This window comes from Streptomyces sp. NPDC059009, assembly GCF_042740175.1.
Classification (GTDB): Bacteria; Actinomycetota; Actinomycetes; order Streptomycetales; family Streptomycetaceae; genus Streptomyces.
The window spans coordinates 39,581-59,110 of sequence record NZ_JBHYJB010000004.1; the positions used below are offsets into that span (position 1 = coordinate 39,581).

The 19,530-nt window shown below is 70.6% G+C and carries 18 protein-coding genes; 2 read left to right on the forward strand and 16 right to left on the reverse strand.

Annotated features, from left to right (window positions below):
• Positions 1 to 6: 6 nt before the first annotated feature.
• From ispG to ACFWYM_RS05445, 15 genes are all read right to left on the reverse strand, one after another.
• Complete coding sequence (ispG, locus tag ACFWYM_RS05375) at positions 7 to 1,173, reverse strand: flavodoxin-dependent (E)-4-hydroxy-3-methylbut-2-enyl-diphosphate synthase (RefSeq protein ID WP_384830271.1); 1,167 nt, start codon at positions 1,171 to 1,173, stop codon at positions 7 to 9.
• Between the two features lie 4 nt (positions 1,174 to 1,177).
• Positions 1,178 to 2,197: an adenosyl-hopene transferase HpnH gene (gene hpnH, locus ACFWYM_RS05380; RefSeq protein ID WP_384830274.1), complete on the reverse strand. Its 1,020-nt coding sequence runs from the start codon at positions 2,195 to 2,197 to the stop codon at positions 1,178 to 1,180.
• A gap of 5 nt (positions 2,198 to 2,202) precedes the next feature.
• Positions 2,203 to 2,847 carry a 1-hydroxy-2-methyl-2-butenyl 4-diphosphate reductase gene (locus ACFWYM_RS05385; RefSeq protein ID WP_384830277.1) on the reverse strand — a complete coding sequence of 215 codons (645 nt, stop codon included), beginning with the start codon at positions 2,845 to 2,847 and terminating at the stop codon, positions 2,203 to 2,205.
• Positions 2,847 to 4,841, reverse strand: coding sequence for a squalene--hopene cyclase (gene shc / locus ACFWYM_RS05390; protein ID WP_384830280.1), 1,995 nt, complete (start codon positions 4,839 to 4,841; stop codon positions 2,847 to 2,849). The genes ACFWYM_RS05385 and shc overlap by 1 nt, the downstream gene beginning before the upstream one ends.
• 119 nt (positions 4,842 to 4,960) lie before the next feature.
• Complete coding sequence (locus tag ACFWYM_RS05395; protein WP_384830283.1) at positions 4,961 to 6,091, reverse strand: polyprenyl synthetase family protein; 1,131 nt, start codon at positions 6,089 to 6,091, stop codon at positions 4,961 to 4,963.
• Positions 6,088 to 7,494, reverse strand: a complete 1,407-nt coding sequence (hpnE, locus tag ACFWYM_RS05400) for a hydroxysqualene dehydroxylase HpnE (protein WP_384830819.1) — start codon at positions 7,492 to 7,494, stop codon at positions 6,088 to 6,090. Before hpnE ends, ACFWYM_RS05395 begins: the two co-directional genes overlap by 4 nt.
• An 88-nt stretch (positions 7,495 to 7,582) precedes the next feature.
• Entirely contained in the window at positions 7,583 to 8,533 is a 951-nt protein-coding gene (hpnD, locus tag ACFWYM_RS05405) for a presqualene diphosphate synthase HpnD (protein WP_384830286.1), read from the reverse strand.
• A complete protein-coding gene (hpnC, locus tag ACFWYM_RS05410) occupies positions 8,530 to 9,432 on the reverse strand; it encodes a squalene synthase HpnC (protein ID WP_384830289.1) in 903 nt (300 codons plus the stop codon). Before hpnC ends, hpnD begins: the two co-directional genes overlap by 4 nt.
• A gap of 347 nt (positions 9,433 to 9,779) precedes the next feature.
• Positions 9,780 to 10,559, reverse strand: coding sequence for an ABC transporter ATP-binding protein (locus ACFWYM_RS05415; protein ID WP_384830292.1), 780 nt, complete (start codon positions 10,557 to 10,559; stop codon positions 9,780 to 9,782).
• The gene (locus ACFWYM_RS05420; RefSeq protein WP_384830295.1) at positions 10,552 to 11,499 is read right to left on the reverse strand and encodes an ABC transporter permease; all 948 of its coding nucleotides are present in this window, start codon (positions 11,497 to 11,499) and stop codon (positions 10,552 to 10,554) included. Before ACFWYM_RS05420 ends, ACFWYM_RS05415 begins: the two co-directional genes overlap by 8 nt.
• A 99-nt stretch (positions 11,500 to 11,598) precedes the next feature.
• Positions 11,599 to 12,471: a glycosyltransferase family 2 protein gene (locus tag ACFWYM_RS05425; RefSeq protein ID WP_384830822.1), complete on the reverse strand. Its 873-nt coding sequence runs from the start codon at positions 12,469 to 12,471 to the stop codon at positions 11,599 to 11,601.
• 20 nt (positions 12,472 to 12,491) lie between these two features.
• On the reverse strand, positions 12,492 to 13,271 hold the full coding sequence (locus ACFWYM_RS05430; RefSeq protein WP_384830298.1) for a CDP-alcohol phosphatidyltransferase family protein: 780 nt from the start codon (positions 13,269 to 13,271) through the stop codon (positions 12,492 to 12,494).
• The gene (locus tag ACFWYM_RS05435) at positions 13,249 to 14,313 is read right to left on the reverse strand and encodes an iron-containing alcohol dehydrogenase family protein (protein WP_384830302.1); all 1,065 of its coding nucleotides are present in this window, start codon (positions 14,311 to 14,313) and stop codon (positions 13,249 to 13,251) included. Before ACFWYM_RS05435 ends, ACFWYM_RS05430 begins: the two co-directional genes overlap by 23 nt.
• Complete coding sequence (locus tag ACFWYM_RS05440) at positions 14,301 to 15,053, reverse strand: sugar phosphate nucleotidyltransferase (RefSeq protein WP_384830305.1); 753 nt, start codon at positions 15,051 to 15,053, stop codon at positions 14,301 to 14,303. Before ACFWYM_RS05440 ends, ACFWYM_RS05435 begins: the two co-directional genes overlap by 13 nt.
• Positions 15,050 to 16,855 (reverse strand): DUF5941 domain-containing protein, encoded by a 1,806-nt coding sequence (locus ACFWYM_RS05445; protein ID WP_384830825.1) that lies wholly within the window; start codon positions 16,853 to 16,855, stop codon positions 15,050 to 15,052. Before ACFWYM_RS05445 ends, ACFWYM_RS05440 begins: the two co-directional genes overlap by 4 nt.
• Before the next feature lie 269 nt (positions 16,856 to 17,124).
• Between ACFWYM_RS05445 and galE the strand changes: the two genes are divergently transcribed.
• A complete protein-coding gene (gene galE / locus ACFWYM_RS05450; RefSeq protein WP_384830308.1) occupies positions 17,125 to 18,111 on the forward strand; it encodes a UDP-glucose 4-epimerase GalE in 987 nt (328 codons plus the stop codon).
• Between the two features lie 168 nt (positions 18,112 to 18,279).
• Positions 18,280 to 19,221, forward strand: coding sequence for a cation diffusion facilitator family transporter (locus ACFWYM_RS05455; RefSeq protein WP_384830310.1), 942 nt, complete (start codon positions 18,280 to 18,282; stop codon positions 19,219 to 19,221).
• 44 nt (positions 19,222 to 19,265) lie between these two features.
• On the opposite strand, the gene ACFWYM_RS05460 is transcribed toward ACFWYM_RS05455, so the two are convergent.
• A complete protein-coding gene (locus tag ACFWYM_RS05460) occupies positions 19,266 to 19,400 on the reverse strand; it encodes a hypothetical protein (RefSeq protein WP_384830313.1) in 135 nt (44 codons plus the stop codon).
• Between the last annotated feature and the right edge of the window lie 130 nt (positions 19,401 to 19,530).

The window sequence follows — 19,530 nt, forward strand, 5'->3', positions numbered from 1 at the left end:
TTGTCCTCAACTCACGGTGACGTCGGGCGCTCCCGACGCGATGCCCGCGTCCTCCATCTGCGCGGCGATCTTCATCGCCTCTTCGATGAGGGTCTCCACGATCTTCGACTCCGGGACGGTCTTGATGACCTCTCCCTTCACGAAGATCTGGCCCTTGCCGTTGCCGGACGCGACGCCGAGGTCCGCCTCACGGGCCTCCCCCGGCCCGTTCACCACACACCCCATGACGGCGACGCGCAACGGCACCTCCATGCCGTCGAGCCCCGCGGTCACCTCGTCGGCCAGTTTGTAGACGTCCACTTGCGCCCGCCCGCAGGACGGGCACGAGACGATCTCCAGACGGCGTTGGCGCAGGCCGAGCGACTCCAGGATCTGGATGCCGACCTTGACCTCCTCGGCGGGCGGCGCCGACAGCGAGACCCGGATGGTGTCCCCGATGCCCTCGCTCAGCAACGCCCCGAAGGCGACCGCCGACTTGACGGTCCCCTGGAACGCGGGACCGGCCTCGGTCACCCCGAGATGCAGCGGATAGTCGCAGGCCGCGGCGAGCTGCCGGTAGGCGTTGACCATCACCACGGGGTCGTTGTGCTTCACCGAGATCTTGATGTCGCGGAAGTCGTGCTCCTCGAAGAGGGAGGCTTCCCACAGCGCCGATTCCACCAGCGCCTCGGGGGTGGCCTTCCCGTACTTCTTCAGGAGCCGGGCGTCCAGCGACCCGGCGTTCACACCGATGCGGATCGGAGTCCCCGCGTCCTTGGCGGCGCGCGCGATCTCCCGCACCTTGTCGTCGAACTGCTTGATGTTGCCCGGGTTCACGCGGACCGCCGCGCAGCCCGCCTCGATCGCCGCGAAGACGTACTTCGGCTGGAAGTGGATGTCCGCGATCACCGGGATCTGTGACTTGCGCGCGATCGTCGCCAGGGCGTCCGCATCGTCCTGGGTGGGGCACGCCACCCGCACGATCTGACAGCCGGACGCGGTCAGTTCGGCGATCTGCTGCAGCGTGGCCCCGATGTCCGAGGTGCGCGTCGTCGTCATGGACTGCACCGAGACGGGTGCGTCGCCGCCCACGGCCACCGGCCCGACCTGGATGCGCCGCGAGACGCGACGCTCCGCGATCGGCCGGACCGGCAGCTCGGGAAGGCCCAGAGAAACGGGTTCTCCAGAGGTCATGACGTCACCGGTTCCCGGCGACGCTCTCGCGGGCCGCGCGGATCGACTCCTTCAGGGAGCCCATCGTGGCGAGGACGGCGGTCGGCTCGTAGCCGCAGTGCGCCATGCAGTTGTCGCACCGCGGGTCCTTGCCCCGGCCGTACTTGCTCCAGTCGGTCTCCTCGATGAGCTCCCGGTACGTGGGCACGTATCCGTCGCTCATCAGGTAGCAGGGTCGCTGCCAGCCGAAGAGCGAGTAGTTCGGGATCGCCCACGCCGTGCACTGGAAGTCGACCTTGCCCTCGAGGAAGTCCAGGAACAGCGGCGAGTGGTTGAGCCGCCAGCGGCGCCGGTTGCCGCCCGCGAACGCCTTCTTGAAGAGCTCACGGGTCTGCTCCACGCCCAGGAAGTGGTCCTGGTCGGGGGCCTTCTCATAGGCATAGGCGGGCGAGAGCATCATCTCGTCCACCTTCAGGTCGTCATTGAGGAAGTTGAGGACCTCAATGATGGTCTGCGGGGTGTCCGTGTTGAAGAACGTCGAATTGGTGGTGACGCGGAAGCCGCGCCGCTTGGCCTCCTTGATGGCCTCCACCGCCTCGTCGAACACGCCCTCCTTCGCGACGGATTCGTCGTGCCGCTCCCGCATCCCGTCGATGTGCACGGCAAAGGCGAAATAGGGAGAGGGCTTGAACTTGTCCATCTTCTTGCGGAGCAGCATCGCGTTGGTGCACAGGAAGACGTACTTCTTCTTGGCCACCAACTGCCGCACGATCTCATCGATCTGAGGGTGCATCAGCGGTTCACCGCCGGCGATGGAGACCATCGGCGCGCCCGATTCCAGGACGGCGCCCACGGCCTGCGCGACGGGCATGCGCTGCTTGAGGACTCCAGCCGGGTGCTGGATCTTGCCGCAGCCCTCGCACTTCAGATTGCACGCGAAAAGCGGCTCCAACTCGACGATCAGCGGGAACTTGTCCCGCTTGCGCAGCTTCTGTTCAAAGAGATACGTCGCGACCTTGACTGACTGGCGCAGCGGCATAGCCATCTGGCTCACCTCCGGGGGAGCAGCGAAGAACGGTGCCATTCGAAGAAAGCGGGAAGCACGGCACGGAGAACGCGGAAAGCTGATATTCCACCGCGCACCGTGCCGATGCGGACGAGTTCGTGCTGTGGGGCGTCCACGACCACCCGGACGGCCGCAACGGGGCGGTGTCCGGCGCGCACGGCGCTGCGCAGCGTCGCGGCGGACTCCATGTCCACCGCGATCGCGCCCGTGGCGAGCAGGTCGGCGCGCTCATGGCCGCGCACGACGTGGTCGGATCCGGTGAGGGGTCCGGTGTGCACGGTGCGGCCGGGCACGGCCCGCACCAGCTCCTTGACGAGCAGGTCGGTGCCCTCGCACGCCGTGCGGCCGTGCGGGTCCCGGGTCTCCTCGGCGACCACGAGGTCGCCGGGGTGCATTCCGGGGGCGAGCCCGGCACAGAAGCCGGTGGCCACGACGGCCGCGCCGGACAGGGCGTCCCGGCCGAGCGCCTTGATGACGGAGCGCTCGGCGTTCTTGGGCCCCATGCCCGTACGCAGCACGGTCACGGCCCCCGGCGAACCGCTGCGGTCGCCGGTGCGCAGGGCGAGGTGCTCGATGCCGAGCGCGCAGGCGATCAGCAGCGGCGCGGAGCCAGCCGTGGTTCCGGCCATCAGCTCCCCTTGCCGGAGCCGCCCGTGAACGGCTCGCCGTTGACGTACCGGCCCAGAGCGGTCAGCGGGAACACCTGCCGGTACAGGTGGTAGTTGATGGAGAAGTCCCAGGGGAACCCGGTGCCGGTGAAGTACGGCTCGTCCCAGGACCCGTCCTCGGCCTGCGTCTCGGCGAGCCAGGCGACGCCCCGCTCCACGGCCTTCGACTCCTGCTCACCGGCCGCCAGGAGGGCGAGCAGCGCCCAGGCGGTCTGCGAGGCGGTCGAAGCGCCGTGCCCGATCCACTTCTCCTCGCGGTAGGAGCGCAGGTCCTCGCCCCAGCCGCCGTCCTCGTTCTGCACCGACTCCAGCCAGCTCACGGCCCGCCGGATCGCCCGGTGCGAGCCGGGCAGCCCGGCCGCGGTCAGGGCGGGCACCACCGACCCCGTCCCGTAGACGTAGTTGACGCCCCAGCGCCCGAACCAGGCGCCGCTCGGCTCCTGTTCGGCGAGCAGCCACTCGATGCCGCGCCGGGTGCGCGGGTCGTGGGCCTTGCCCTCGATCGCGAGCATCTCCACGACATGCCCGGTGACGTCGGCGGACGGCGGGTCGATGACCTCGCCGAAGTCGCAGAACGGCAGCTTGTTGGGGAGCGGGCTGGTGTTGTCGACGTCGAAGGCGCCCCAGGCGCCGTTCTTCGACTGCATGCCGATGTTCCAGCGCACACCCCGCGCGATGGCGTTCTCCACCCGCTCCGGGTCCGGGTGCTTGACCCGCCGCAGCGCGAGGACGACCTCCGCGGTGTCGTCGATGTCGGGGTAGTTGTCGTTGTGGAACTCGAACGCCCAGCCGCCGGGCGGCAGTTGGGGCTTGCGCACCGCCCAGTCACCGGGCCGGACGATCTCCTCGCCCAGCATCCAGTCCGCGGCCTTCACCAGCTGCGGGTGGTCGGCGGGCAGGCCCGCGTCGGCGAGCGCGATGGTGGCGAGGCAGGTGTCCCAGACGGGCGACTGGCACGCCTCGATCATCCGCGCCCCGTCCTCGCGCCACACGGCGAACCGGTCGAGGGACTCCAACCCGCTCTTCAGGACCGGGTGTTCGAGGTCGTAGCCGAGCAGGTGGAGCGCGATGACGGAGTAGACCGCCGGGGGCTGGATGCCGCCCCAGCAGCCGTCGTTCTCCTGCCGCTCGATGATCCAGCGGGCGGCGCTGTTCATCGCCGCCTTGCGCAGCCGGCGCGGCGCGACCTTGTGGTACATGTGCAGCGCCTTGTCGAGGCGCTCGAAGACTCCGTCCCAACTCGCCACCGGGGAGGGGGCCTTGGGCGGGTTCGGTACGCGCGCGTCGGTGTGCAGCTCGTCCAGCGGGAACGGCGCCGGGCGGACCGGACGCTTCGCGGAGACGATGGTGAGGGGCACGATGGTCTGCCGCGCCCAGCACCCGAAGTCGTAGATGTTGAGCGGGAACCACTTCGGGAAGTAGATGAGCTCCGGCGGCAGTTCGGGCAGGTCGTCCCACTTCCACCAGCCGAAGAGGGCCAGCCAGATGCGGGTGAAGACCCGGCTGGCCGCGATGCCGCCCTGCGCGCGCACCCACGCGGACGCCTTCGCCATGTGCGGGGCGTCCGGGGCGTCACCGGCGAGGCGCAGCGCGACGTACGCCTCGATGGTGGTGGAGAGTTCGCCGGGGCCGCCGTAGAAGGTGGCCCACGTGCCGTCGTCGCGCTGCTCGCCGCGGATGAAGAGCGCGGCGGCGCGCGTGGTCTGCTCGTCGCGGATGCCGAGGAACTGGCGCAGGAGGAGGTCTTCGGCGTCCATCGTCACGTTCGTGTCGAGGTCGCCCTTCCACCAGCCCTGGGCGTCCTGCCGGGAGAGCAGGAAGTCTGTCGAGCGTTGTATGGCTCGCTTGGCGGCGTCTTGTGTCCCGGCCGTCTCGGGGGTCGTGTCGGCTGTTTCGGTGGCCGAGGGCGCAGGGGGCGTCACCGCTCCGGTGCTTCCGTCGGTCGTCGCTGTCATGGCTTCCCCTTCGTGCAGCTGCAGTTGGTACCTCTGCTGTGGGTCGACCGTCGGCCGGCGCGCCCCGAAGACGGGCGCGCTCCGGCCGGCGACTGCGAGTCATATCCGCGCGATAGTGATCATCTCTTTCGTACGACGACGAAGTCGGCGAGCGCGACCAGCTGCGCCCGCACCCGGTCCGGCATCTGGATGCTGTCCAGCGCCTCGATGGCGACGGCGTGCTGGCGCCGGGCCTCCTCGGCGGTCCACTCGCGTCCGCCCGCCTCTTCGATGAGAGCGGCGCGCGCGGCGAACTCCTCCTCGGAGAAGTTGTCGAAGTCATTGCTCTTGGCGTCGGCGGCGAGGAGCTCGCCGAGCCGCTCGGAGGCGGGACCGCCCGCACCGAGCGCGGCCACGACCGGCAGGGACTTCTTGCGCTGCCGCAGGTCGCTCCAGGTCTGCTTGCCGGTGGCCTCCGGGTCGCCCCAGATGCCCAGCAGGTCGTCCACGGCCTGGAAGGCGAGGCCGAGGTGGTAGCCGTACTTCTCCAGGGTGTCCGCGGTGTGGTCGTCGGCTCCGCCGAGCACGGCGCCGATGGACACCGCGCAGGCGAGCAGCGCGCCGGTCTTGTTGCCCTCCATCTCCAGGCACTCGACGACGCTGACGCGCTCCCGGTGCTCGTACGAGATGTCCTGCGCCTGGCCGTCGATGAGGGCGCGGGTCGCGGTGGTGAGGCGGCGGGTGGCGCGGCCCGCCTCGACGGTGCCGAGCTCCAGGAGGATCTCGTTGGCGAGGGCGAACAGGGCGTCGCCCACGAGGATGGCCTGCGCGGGGCCGTGCACCTTCCACACGGTGTCGCGGTGGCGGCGCTGTTCGTCGCCGTCCATCAGGTCGTCGTGCAGGAGCGAGAAGTTGTGGACGAGCTCGACGGCGACCGCGCCGGGCACGCCGACCTCGGGGGCGGCACCGGCGGCCTCGGCGGAGAGCAGGGCGAGCGCGGGGCGCACGGCCTTGCCGCCGTCACCGTCGGACGGGTTGCCCGCGGCGTCGATCCAGCCGAAGTGGTAGGCGGCGACGGTGTCCATGGGGGGCGCGAGGCGGTCCACCGCGGCCCGCAGCACCGGGGTGGCCAGCGTCCTTCCGCGCTCGAGCAGTGAGGTCACGTCCACCGTGTCGGCAGCCGTTTCGGCCGAGGGCACAGTCGGCACAGTCTCTCCTCTTGTTCCGGTGCGGGGTTCCTGGGGACCTGACCCCAGGACGTCGAGCTTCACGCCGCCTCCTCGAAAGCGAAGAGATGATCGCGGGGGCGGTCGAGTGTGGAGAGAGCGGCCCTGGCCGCGCTGATGCCACTGCGCACGGCGCTCTCCATGGTCGCGGGCCAGCCGGTGGCGGTCCACGCGCCGGCCAGGTACAGGCCGGGGGCCCGGGTGCGGGCGCCGGGCCGCAGCCTGCCCACTCCCGGGGTGGGCGCGAACGTCGCGGTGCGCTCGCGCGTGACGAAGAAGTCCCGGACCTCGGCGCCGTGCGCGGCGGGCAGCAGCCGCTCCAGCTCCGGGAGATAGCGCTCTCTCAGTGCGGCGACGGGCGCGTCGATCTCGTCCTGCGCGGCCGACTGGGAGACCGCCAGATACTGCCCGTCGGCCAGGCCCGAGGCCTCGGTCCGGTCGAAGACCCACTGGACGGGGGTGCCGAGCGCGGCGAAGAAGGGCTGCTTGAGCACCTTGCGGTCGTACACGACATGGAGGTTGAGGATCGGCGCGGTGTCGATGTCCAGGAGCCGGTCGGGCTCGTCGAGGGCGCCGTCCGGCAGCAGGTCGTGGGTCTCGGCCTGCGGCACGGCGAGCACCACGGTGTCGGCCTCGATCCGCTCACCGGGAACATCGACGCCCCAACTGCCGTTCTCCATACGGGAGATGGAGGTGACCTTTGTCCTCAGTTCCGTACGTACGCCCGCGGAGTCGAGCGCCTTGCGGGCGAGCCCGTCGTGCAGGTCACCGAGGGGCACCCGGGCCCAGCCGATGTCCGCGGCGCCCGGGTCGGAGAGCAGCCCCGTCTTGAAGACCATCGCGGCGAGGCCGAGCGAGGAGTCGCCCGCGACCGCGTTGAGCGTGGCGACGCCGACCAGGTCCCAGAGCGCCTCGATGGCGCGCGGCGACTGCCCGTGCCTGGCGAGCCAGGTCCCGAAGTCCTGGGTGTCCAGGGCGGGATCGGCGAGGTCCAGGCCCTTGAGGGCCAGCGCGGCGCGGCCCACCTTGGCACGCTCGGCGAGGGAGAGGTGCGGGTAGGTGGCGAGGCTGGCGGCGAGGTGCAGCGGCACGGGCAGCGCGGCCCGGCGCAGGCGTCCGAGGCGCTTGCGGTCGGCGTCGAGCACAGGTACGTCGAGACGTTCCTGCAGCGGCGCCAGGTGGCGACCCTCGACCCGGTCGAGGAACCACCGGTAGGCGGTGCAGCAGCGCAGATAGACGTGCTGGCCGTTGTCGACGGTCAACTCGCCGCGCTGGAAGGAGAAGGCGAGCCCGCCCAGGCGCGGCCGCCCCTCGAGCAGCGTCACCCGCATCCCGGCATCGGCGAGCGAGAGGGCGGCGGTGATCCCGGCGAGACCACCGCCCACGACTACAGCGGCCGTCCTTCCCGGACGGCCCGCACGATCCTCTTCGACCCCGCCGGGCCGCATGTCGTCACTGCTCATGCACCCTCCCCTTCGGTCGTTGCAGTCTGGGACGCCGCCTCGGCGCGGAGGGTTGCCTGCCGCTGTCCGCGCATCACGTACGCCTCCTGACGGTCTGCCGGGAGACGGAGCGCGCATCGAGCCCGGACAGGCCGCGCACGGCGACGTACGCCTTCTCGCGGCCGGGCAGCGAGACCCGGCCCCGCAGCACCGCCTCGGGCTCCCGCTCGATCCGGTCGAGCAGGCGCCGGTAGATCCCCGCCATCGCCGCGACGCAGGCCCCGCTGCGCCGGTCGAGCAGGGGAAGCAGCCGGTAGCCCTCGGCGAACAGGGCCCGCGCGCGCCGCACCTCGAAGTGCACGAGCCCGGCGAAGTCGGAGCCCGCCGGCGGCGTGGAGCCCGAAAAGCCCGCGGAACAGCCGAACTTGGCGAGGTCGTCGGCGGGCAGGTAGGTGCGCCCGCCCTGGGCGTCCTCGCGAACGTCCCTGAGGATGTTCGTGAGTTGGAGCGCGAGGCCGAGCGTGTCGGCATACTCCGGCGCGCGCTCCGCGTTCAGCGCCCCCCGCTCGGTGCCGAAGACGCCGAGCGAGAGCCGCCCGATCGCCCCGGCCACACAGCGGCAGTAGACCTTGAGGTCCTCCCACGTCTCGTAGGTCTCACCGCGCACGTCCATCAGGACGCCGTCGATGAGCTCGTCGAACCCGCCGAGCGGGAGCGGGAAGTTCGCCGCGGCGTGCGCGAGCGCGACGGCCACCGGGTCGGTGTCGTCCTCCGCCACGTCCCCCTCGCGGATGCGGGCGAGCAGCGCCCGGGTCTCGTCGAGCCGCACCGCCTTCACGTCCACGGGGAGCTCCCCGTCACCGATGTCGTCCACGCGCCGTGACAGGGCGTAGAGCGCCGACATCGCGCGGCGTTTGGGCGTCGGCAGCAGTCTGATGCCGTACGCGAAATTACGTGCCTGCTGCCCGGTAACGGCCTCGCAGTAGCTGTACGCGGCGAGTACCGGCGCGGACACGTGCGGGTCTCCCTCCACGGTCCGGCTCACCCCTCTCCTCGCAGAACCGCTCCCACCTCGCGCACCAAACGGAGCTTCGTGGGCTTCGGCGGCCTTGGAAGTACGTCGTATCCGGCGGCGGCGATCGCATGGACCGTCGCCCTCCCCCCTGCCACGAATCCGGCCAAGAGCACCTTCAGCCTGCCGTGGACGCTACCCACCAGGGGGGTGCCTTCATTCAGGAGGCAGTGGGCGCGTTCTGCTTCATATGCAACCAGTGCGCGCACCGACGCGCCTGCCGTGGGGACGGCCAGATCCCGCTCCTGGACGTGGAAGCGCTTCATGTCCTGGGCGGGCAGGTAGATCCGGTCCCGGCCGAGGTCCTCGCTCACGTCCTGGAGGTGCTCCACGATCTGGAGGGCCGTGCACACCGCGTCCGAGCGGCGGATGCGCTCGGGGGTCGCGGTGCCGGTGAGGGCGAGGACGAGGCGGCCGACCGGGTTCGCGGAGAGCTCGCAGTAGGCGAGGAGGTCGTCGTAGGTCTCGTACCGGCCGACGAGCTGGTCCTGGCGGTTGGCCTCGATCAGGGCCAGAAAGGGCTCGGGGGTGAGCTCGCGGCGGCGCACGGTGGGGCGCAGTGCGCGCAGCAGCGGGTGGCCGGGCTCCTCTGTGGTGCTGAAGACGCGGCGCAGGTCGGCCTCGAAGGCGTCGAGCAGGACGAGCCGGTCGTCGGCGGCCTCCGGGTCCACGCCGAGGAAGCGGGCGTCTGCGCCGCCGGGGGCGAGGTCGCCGTCACCGATGTCGTCGACGAGCCGGGCGAAGCCGTAGACGGCCATGAGGTCGGCGCGCCACGCCTTGGGGAGGAAGAAGGGGGCCACGGGAAAGTTCTCGTCCGCTGCCTTGTCGAGGACGGCTGACGCAGCGTGGAGCTGGAGATCATCCGTAGCCATTGCCGTCACGACTCCCGTTCTACACTGCCGACCCAATACATCCTATTTCGGACACGCCGCTCGGCACCCCGCCTGGCGCAGCAGGCCCCTCCCCCAGGGCCCCGTGCGATATCACCCCACTTGCCGCGAATCAGCACCGGTACAGCTTACGTTGTACAACCAACGGCGCTTCGTCGGGGTGTTCCGCACATCACAACAACGCACCGATTGGCGTCAATCTTCCCTGAACTACCGGGAGTTGAGAGGCAGGCGGGGCGAATGTCGGCTGAAAAGGCGTCAGGGTCCCGCCGGAGGTAATTCCGGTGGGACCCTGACGCTCGGGACGGGCTGGGGAAGGAACCCGGGGGCTACTTCCCCGTGAACTTCTCGTACTCCTTGATGACCTCGTCGGTCGGGCCGTCCATGCGCAGCTCGCCACGCTCCAGCCACAGCACGCGGTCACAGGTGTCGCGGATCGACTTGTTGTTGTGGCTGACGAGGAAGACGGTGCCCGCCTCCTTGCGCAGCTCGCGGATGCGGGCCTCGGAGCGCTTCTGGAACTTCCGGTCGCCGGTGGCGAGGGCCTCGTCGATCATGAGGACGTCGTGGTCCTTGGCGGCCGCGATGGAGAAGCGGAGACGGGCCGCCATACCGGAGGAGTAGGTACGCATCGGGAGCGTGATGAAATCGCCCTTTTCGTTGATTCCCGAAAAGTCGACGATCTCCTGATAGCGCTCCCGGATCTGCTCGCGGGACATGCCCATCGCGAGCCCGCCGAGTATGACGTTGCGCTCCCCCGTCAGGTCGTTCATCAGGGCCGCGTTGACGCCCAGCAGCGAGGGCTGGCCGTCGGTGTAGACCTTGCCCTTCTCGGCGGGGAGCAGACCGGCGATGGCCCGCAGCAGCGTCGACTTGCCGGAACCGTTGGAACCGATCAGGCCGATGGCCTCGCCGCGGTACGCGGCGAAGCTGACGCCGCGCACGGCGTGCACCTTGCGGACCCCGCGCTCCTCGCCGCGCTTGAACATCCGGCTCAGCGCCGCGGTGGCGCTGCCCTTGCCCGTCTTGGCGCCGTTGACGCGGTAGACGATGTGCAGCTCGTCGGCGATGACGGTGGGGATATGGGCGTCGGCCCTCTGCTCAGCCACGGCCGTACCTCTCCTCAGCCTTCCAGAAGTACACGAAGCCGACGACGCCGGTGACGACCGCCCAGCCGAGCGCGAGCGCCCAGACGTGCGGCGGCAGCTCCTGGTACTTGCCGATGTCGTCGATCAGCGCGTACCGCATCAGGTCCATGTAGACCGCCGCCGGGTTGGCGAGGAGCGCGTCCGCGACCCAGGACGGGGCGCTGGCCTTCTCCAGCATGTGGCTCAGCGGGAACATCACGCCGGACGCGTACATCCAGGTCCGCAGGACGAAGGGCATGAGCTGGGCGAGGTCGGGCGTCTTGGATCCCATCCGCGCCATGATCATGGCCAGGCCGACGTTGAAGAGGAACTGCAGCGCCAGGGCCGGCACGACCAGCAGCCACGACCAGGCCGGGAAGTGCCCGAAGCCGAGGAGCACGACCACCAGGACGATCATGGAGAACAGCAGCTGCTGGAGCTGCTGCAGCGAGAAGGAGATGGGCAGCGAGGCGCGCGGGAAGTGCAGCGCCCGCACCAGACCCAGATTCCCCGAGATCGCCCGCACACCGGCCATCACGGAGCTCTGCGTGAAGGTGAAGACGAAGACACCCGTCACCAGGAACGGGATGTAGACGTCGTTGCCCATGCCGCCCCGGCCGCCGAGCAGCAGGCCGAAGATGAAGAAGTAGACCGCGGCGTTCAGCAGCGGCGTCGCCACCTGCCACAGCTGGCCGAGCTTGGCCTGGCTGTACTGGGCGGTGAGCTTCGCCTGCGAGAAGGCGAGAATGAAGTGGCGCCGTCCCCAGAGCTGGTGGACGTACTCGAAAAGTCCGGGCCGGGCGCCGCTGACGGTCAGACCGTACTTGGCGGCGAGCTCGGCCAGGGAGAGCCCGTCATCGGGCGACGGAGTCGACGGCGATGCTGTCACCGCGACCCCGCCGTCATGCGTTGTCTCACTCACGAGTGGAAACTTTCGTCTTCAGAAGCGCAGGCCGGTCGGGCATAGGCATGGAGGGCCAGGGACCGGGGTATGGCCCGCATGCTCTCAGATCCGAGCTTGTCAGATGACAGGAGGTCGGCCCAGTCGGGTCAGGCGCCACACCGTACGCCACTTCATGGGGCGGCGCGGACCGCACGGGGTGGCCCAGCCCTCCTTGAAGCCGCCGAACCACGCCTTGAGGGCAGGTCCCGAGGGTCGCCGGGCCAGCGTGAGCAGCATCCAGACGCCGAGGTAGACCGGCACCAGGAGCGCGGGCAGATTGCGGCGGGCCAGCCAGACGCGGTTGCGGGCCACCATGCGGTGGTACACCGCATGCCGGGAGGGGGCGGTCGTCGGGTGGAACAGGACCATGTCGGAGCGGTAGTCGATCATCCAGCCCGCGTCGAGGGCCCGCCAGGCGAGGTCGGTCTCCTCGTGCGCGTAGAAGAACTCCCCGGGCAGCCCGCCGACCTCGGCGAGGACCTTCGTACGGACGGCGTTGGCGCCGCCGAGGAATGTCGTCACGCGCGAGGAGCGCATCGGGTCGGAGGCGCGCAGGCGCGGCACGTGGCGGCGCTGGGTCTCGCCGGTGTCCGGGTCCGCGATGCGGAAGCTGATGATGCCGAGCCTGGGGTCGGCGGCGAACGCCTCGCGGCACAGCTGGGCCGTGTCCATGTTCGCGAGCAGGCCGTCGTCGTCCAGGAAGAGCAGGACGTCGACGTCGGTGCCGCCGGGGCCGAACGCCTCGATGCCGACGTTGCGGCCGCCGGGGATGCCCAGGTTCTCGGGCAGCTCGACGGTGCGCACCCCGGCGGGCACCTCCGGGACGGGGGCGCCGTTGCCGACCACGACCACCTCGACCGGGTCGCCGTCCTGCTTGGCGACCGAGTCGAGGAGGGCGCGCAGCTCCTGCGGCCGGTTGCCCATCGTGATGATGACCGCGCCGACCTTCATCGTCTTGTCCCCTGCCGTACTCACTTGAGCCTGCTCGAAGCCAGGATGGACACGAGGTGCAGCAAGGTCTGCAGGAGCGCGATCCCGGCGAGGACGGCGACGCCGAGCCGCGAGAAGAACAGGTCGCCCCGGATCTGGTCCACGATCGCCAGGACCAGGATCAGCAGGGACGCCTCGATGCCCAGGATCAGGCGGTGGAACTTCAGTGCGGCGGCGGCCTTGCGGGCCAGGGCCATGCCGGAGCCGCGCATCTCGGACGCGGCTTCCTTCACCTGCTCCTTGCCGCTCTGTGCGCGGGCCACGGCGACCAGGTCCGTCTCGGCCTTGATCAGGATGGCGCCGAGAGCGGCGAGCGTGCCGAGGAACGCCCACAGCCAGTCGATCCGGCCCGAGCCCCACAGGTCGGCGGCGCGCAGCCCGAAGCCGACGAGGACGGCCGCGTCGGTGAGGTAGGCGCCGACGCGGTCCATCCAGACACCGGCGAGCGAGTACTGCTTCCGCCACCGGGCGATCTCGCCGTCGACGCAGTCGAGCAGCAGATACAGCTGGACCGCGACGACACCGAGGGCCGCGCCCCAGATGCCCGGAACGAGCAGGGCCGGGGCCGCGAGGACGCCGCAGACGGTCATCAGGTAGGTCAGCTGGTTGGGCGTGACCTTGGTGTTCACCAGGTGGCGGTCGATGCGCAGCGAGATCTCGCGCATGTAGAGCCGTCCGCCCCAGTGCTCGCCGCTCCGCCGGTCCTTCACCCCCGCGGGGTGAACGACCGGGCGGAGCTCAGCTACCGATGGCTTTTGCATAGTCGGCGTATGCGTCCCTGATCTGGTCGGTGGAGAGGTCGAGGTGTTCGAGGATCGTGTAGCGGCCCGGACGGGTCTGCGGCGCGAACTCCACGACCTGGACGAACTCGTCCACGGTGAAGCCGATCTCCTCCGGAAGGACGGGCAGTCCGTGCCTCCGCAGGACCTGCGCCATGAAGGCCGACTCCTCGTGGGCCCCGCGCAGGTGCATCGCGAAGGCCGCGCCCAGGCCGCACTGCTCGCCGTGGCTGGCCGCGCGCTTGGGGAAGAGCAGGTCGAAGGCGTGGTTGATCTCGTGGCAGGCGCCGGACGCGGGCCGGGAGTCGCCCGAGATCGACATGGAGATGCCGGTGAGGACCAGGCCCTCCGCGAGGACCTGCAGGAAGCCGTCGTCGCCGACGCCGCCGGGGTGGCGGAGCACGGCCTCGCCGGCCTGCCGGGCCATGGCCGCGGCCAGCCCGTCGATGTCCTCGCCGCGCTCGCGGGCCGCGAGCTCCCAGTCCGCGATCGCGGAGATGTTGGACAGGGCGTCGCCGATGCCCGAGCGCACGAAGCGGACCGGGGCCTCACGGATCACGTCGAGGTCGATGACCACCGCGATCGGGTTCGGCACCCCGTACGAGCCGCGGCCCGCGTCGTTGTCGAGGGTCGCGACCGGCGAGCACAGGCCGTCGTGCGACAGGTTCGTCGCGACGGCGACCAGCGGCAGGCCGACGCGCGCCGCGGCGAACTTGGCACAGTCGATGATCTTGCCGCCGCCGAGGCCCACGACCGCGTCGTAGCGGCCCTTCTTCATGGCGTCGGCGAGCTTGATGGCGTCGTCGAGCGTGCCGCCGCCCACCTCGAACCACTCGGCGTTGGGCAGCGAGGGCTCCAGGCGCTCACGGAGCACCGCGCCGGAGCCGCCGCTGATGGCGATGGCGAGCTTGCCGGTCGACGAGCAGATCCGCTGGTCGGCGAGGACGGTGGCGAGGTCGTTGAGCGCCCCCGCCCTGATGTCGACGACGACCGGCGAGGGGATGAGCCTCGTCAGTACTGGCACGCGATCTCCCTGCCCTTGGCGAGGTCGTCGTGGTTGTCGATCTCGACCCACGAGACGTCGCCGATCGGCGCGACGTCGATCTTGAAGCCGCGGTTGACGAGCTCCTGGTAGCCGTCCTCGTAGTAGAGGTCGGGGTCGCGCTCGAAGGTGGTCTTCAGGGCGTCGGCGAGCTCGTCGGCGGCCTCTCCCTCGATGAGCGTGACACCGATGTACTCGCCGGTGGCCGTCGCCGGGTCCATCAGCTTCGTGATCTTCTGGACGCCCTTCTCGGGGTCCACGATGACCTTCATCTCCTCGTCGGCCAGGTTCTTCACCGTGTCCAGGGCGAGGATGATCTTCTTGCCGTCGCCGCGGGCGGCGAGCAGGGTCTTCTCGACGGAGACCGGGTGCACGGTGTCGCCGTTGGCGAGGATCACGCTGTGCTTGATCGCGTCACGGCCGCACCACAGGGAGTAGGCGTTGTTCCACTCCTCGGCCTTGTCGTTGTCGATCAGCGTCAGCTTGAGGTTGTACTTCGCCTCCAGGGCGGCCTTGCGGTCGTACACGGCCTCCTTGCGGTAGCCGACGATGATGGCGACCTCGGTCAGGCCGATCTCGGCGAAGTTCTTGAGGGTGAGGTCGAGCACAGCCAGCTCGTTCTCGGTCCCCTCGCCCACGACGGGCACCAGCGCCTTGGGCAGCGTTTCGGTGTAGGGACGCAGACGCCGTCCGGCGCCTGCCGCAAGGACGAGGCCGATCATGCGGGTTCTCCTTCATCGTGTACGGCGGGTGCTCCGGAGGACACCCAGAAGCGGATGCTCTCGATGAGCACCACGAGTGCGACGGCCACGGCGAGAGCCGTGAGCGCGACGCGGAAATCTGTGTCGGTCAGCAGGACGGCGGCCAGTGCGACCACCAGGGTCCTGCCCTCTTGCCCGCCGATCGCCCGCACCAGCCAGTGCGGGGGCGCGCCGGCGTTGCCGCGGATGCGGTACACCGTGTCGTAGTGATGGTAGGCGACCGCGGACACCAGGCCGAAAGCCGCGGGCAGCGCCCCGTTCACATCGGCTTTGGCCGCCAGTACCAGTACCGTCCCGTACTCGGCGGCGCGGAAGAACGGCGGAACCAGCCAGTCGAGGGGGCCCTTGAGGGGCCGGGCGAGGGCGAGGCCGGAGAAGGCGACGTACACCGCGGCGCCCACCACGACGACGATGCTGCCGTAGGAGTTGGCCAGTGCCGTGCCGATGAGCGCGGCACCGCCCGCGAAGGCGAACACCGGTGCTCCCTGCGTCCGGGGGCCGAGCACGAAGCGCGAGAAGAGCCCGGCCAGCGGGCCGTTGTCGGCCAGGTCGCGCAGCGCCTGTGCGGCCCGGTCGGTGCGGGTCGCCTTGCGAGTCAGTGAGCGCAGGACGCGCCCCGCCGTGGTGTAGCAGGCGGCGATCGCGCAGCCGATGAGGAGCACGACGAGGGTGATGCGCGGGGTGGTGACCGCCGTCAGTACGGCGATCATGGCCCAGCGCTCACCGATCGGCAGCACTATCATCCGGCGCACCCAGACCGTCCAGCCGACGCTGTCGAGCTTGTCCGAAAGGGCCGCGGTGGGGCTGGTGTTGGCGGTCGCGTCGTGGTTCGCCTCGTTGAAGGAGAAGTCCACGACGTGGCGGCAGGTCTGCAGGATCATCGCGCCGAGCGCGAGCGCCCACACGTCGTCGCCGCCGCGGGCCGCGCCGAGCGCGAGGCCCGCGTAGTAGGCGTACTCCTTGGCGCGGTCGAACGTCGCGTCCAGCCAGGCGCCGAGCGTCGAGTACTGCAGGGAGTAGCGGGCCAGCTGCCCGTCCGTGCAGTCCAGGACGAAGGAGAACAGGAGCAGCAGCCCGGCCGCGACGAAGCCGCCGCGGGAGCCGGTGGCCGCGCAGCCCGCCGCGATCAGGGCGGTGATCAGGGACGCGGTCGTGACCTGGTTCGGGGTCAGGCCGCGCCGGGCGCACCAGCGCGCGATGTAGCGGGAGTAGGGGGAGATGAAGTGCGTGGTGAAGAAGCCGTCACGCGACTTGACCGCGGTGCGCAGCCGCACGGCCTCCTCGTCGACGGCGTCCACGGCCTGCCGGGCCTCGTTGCGGGCCTGCGGGTCGGAGGGGACGGCGGCGACGAGGGTGCCGAGGTCGGGCCGGTGCACGGCGTCGCCCTCGGCCTCCATGGCGGCGGCGAGGTGGTCCGGCAGCGCGGCCTGCGTGGTGACGGTGGTGCCGCCCTCGGTGGGGGCGGCCGCCGCCGCGCGCAGGGCACGCGTCAGCTGACCGCGCGCCTGCGGCTGTACGGAGACGGCGCCGGGCACCGCGGAGGCGTCGAAGCGCGGGTCGGTGAGGCCGAGGCGCAGCGCGTGGACATGGCCCACGAAGCGGGTGTCGACGACCGCGACGCGCTCACCGGCCGGGACGGCGGCGAGCTGGGCCTCGGTGTCCGCCGCGTCCGAGGCGCCACGCACGTCGAAGCCGAGGGACCGCAGATCGCCTTCGAGTGACGAGCCAGGGACCGGCTGACCGGTGAGAATGGCGGTCGACAGACGAACTCACTCCTTGGATCACGGCGCGGCTCGCGCCGGGCACGACCGCGTACGGGGGCACCCCTGGCCGGACACGGCCTGGCGGCATGTCGGCAGAGGCTATCGGATGAATGGAAGCGGGCGTTCATCGCCCGTTCACGGCCCGATCAGCGCGGTCTGCGTGTGCCGCGACCGCCGAGATCATCATTGTCGATCGGGGCCCGACCTCACAAACCGCGGGCGGAACCGCCCCATAGAGGCGCCATAGAGGCCCCATAGGGTGGGCTTCCATGACATGGCTGATCACAGGCGGAGCGGGTTATATCGGGGCACATGTGGCGCGGGTGATGGCCGGTGCGGGAGAGAACGTGGTCGTGCTCGACGACATCTCGTCGGGGGTGCCGCAGCGACTGCCCGACGACATCCCCCTCGTACGGGGCTCCTCGCTCGACGGGGAGCTGCTGCGGCGGGTGCTCGCCGAGCACGAGGTGACGGGGGTGGTGCACCTCGCGGCGCGCAAGCAGGTCGGCGAGTCCGTGGCGGAGCCGCTGCGCTACTACCGGGAGAACGTGGGCGGCCTGACCACGCTCCTGGAGGCGGTGGCCGAGGCGGGGGTGCGGCGGTTCGTCTTCTCGTCGTCGGCGGCGGTGTACGGCAATCCGCCGGAGGCCGACCTGGTCACGGAGGTCACGCCGTGCGCGCCCGTCTCCCCGTACGGCGAGACGAAGCTGGCCGGGGAGTGGCTGGTGCGCGCCGCGGGGCGGGCGCACGGCATCTCGACGGTGTGCCTGCGGTACTTCAACGTGGCGGGGGCGGCGAGCCCGGAGCTCGCGGACACCGGGGTCTTCAACGTGATCCCGATGGTCTTCGACCGGCTCACCCGGGGCGAGGCCCCGCGGATCTTCGGCGCCGACCACCCGACGCCGGACGGCACCTGCGTGCGCGACTACATCCACGTCGCCGATCTCGCCGAGGCGCACCTGGCCGCGGCCCGGCGCCTCGCGGAGGACGGCATCGACGGCGACCTGACCGTCAACATCGGCCGGGGTGAGGGCGTTTCTGTACGCGAACTCGTCACCCTCATCGGTGAGGTGACCGGTGACGCCCGTACTCCTCTGGTCGGGCCCGCCCGCGCCGGGGACGCCCCGCGCGCCGTCGCGGACGCCGGCCTGGCCGCCAAGGAGCTCGGCTGGACGGCCCGGCGCGGGGTGCGCGAGATGGTCGAGTCGGCGTGGGACGGGTGGCTGCTGCACCACCCGGAGGCGGCGCGCGGCTGAACGCGCCCCGGGCCTCCTCCGGGTCGCTCCACTCCCCTGACCTGCAGGGTGTTTCCGCAGGTCAGGGGAGATGACAACGGTGTTCAGTGCCGCGTTGCCAGATACCCCCCACCAGTAGTTCACTGATCCCTCGACCGGCACGGAACAGCGATCGGGAGGAGCTTTCCCATGGGGGCTGGGCACGACCACGGGCATACGCACGGAGGGCCGCCGCCCACCGGGACCGCGGCCGCGGCGTACGTGGGGAGACTGCGCGTCGCGCTGTGCATCACGCTCGCCGTGATGGTCGCGCAGATCATCGGCGGCTTCATGGCCGACTCCCTCGCGCTGCTCGCCGACTCGGCCCACATGGCGACGGACGCGCTCGGCCTCGGCATGGCCCTGCTCGCAATCCGGTTCGCGAACCGCCCGGCCACCGGCAACCACACCTTCGGCTACGCCCGCGCCGAGATCCTGGCGGCGCTCGCCAACTGTCTGCTCCTGTTCGGCGTCGGCGGCTATGTCCTGTACGAGGCCGTCCAGCGCTTCTTCCACCCGGCCGAGACGGACGGCGCGCTGGCGATCGGCTTCGCGCTCTTCGGGCTGTTCGCGAACATGGTGTCGCTGTCGCTGCTGATGCGCGGCCAGAAGGAGAGCCTCAATGTGCGGGGCGCCTTCCTCGAGGTCCTCGCGGACACCCTCGGCTCACTGACGGTCCTGGTGTCGGCGACGCTCATCCTCACGACGGGCTGGCAGGCGGCCGACCCGATCGCCTCGCTCGTGATCGGCTTCATGATCGTCCCGCGCACCGTGAAGCTGCTGCGGGAGACGCTCAACGTCCTTCTGGAGGCGGCCCCCAAGGGCGTCGACGTGGCGGAGGTCCGCACCCACATACTCGATCTGCCGGGCGTCGAGGACGTCCACGACCTGCACGCCTGGACGATCACCTCGGGGCTGCCGGTGCTCTCCGCCCACGTGGTGGTGAGCTCGGAGACGCTGAACGCGATCGGCAACGAGAAGATGCTGCACGAACTCCAGGGCTGCCTCGGCGACCACTTCGACGTCGAGCACTGCACGTTCCAGCTCGAGCCGAGCGGCCATGCGGAGCATGAGGCGAAGGTCTGTCACTGACCGGCGGGGCGGCCCGGATGAGCCGGATGAGGGGGCGGTCCGGATCAGTCGGACGGCCACCAGGTCTTGCGGATGTCCGCGCGGACCTCCGGGCGCTCCGCCCGCTCCTGGTCCTTCTCCTCGTCCGCACGTCGCGAGGTGCGCTTGCCCACGGGCTTCTGGGCCTTGAGCTGACGCATGGGAACTCCCTTGGTCCGAGGCCACTGGCTTCACAGGGTGCTCCCGCCGCCCGCCCCGGCGCGGGGGCCCGACAGGAGGCTGACAGGAACCCGGGCCGTCACCCCGCGTGGTACCTTGGCCAGAGATCTT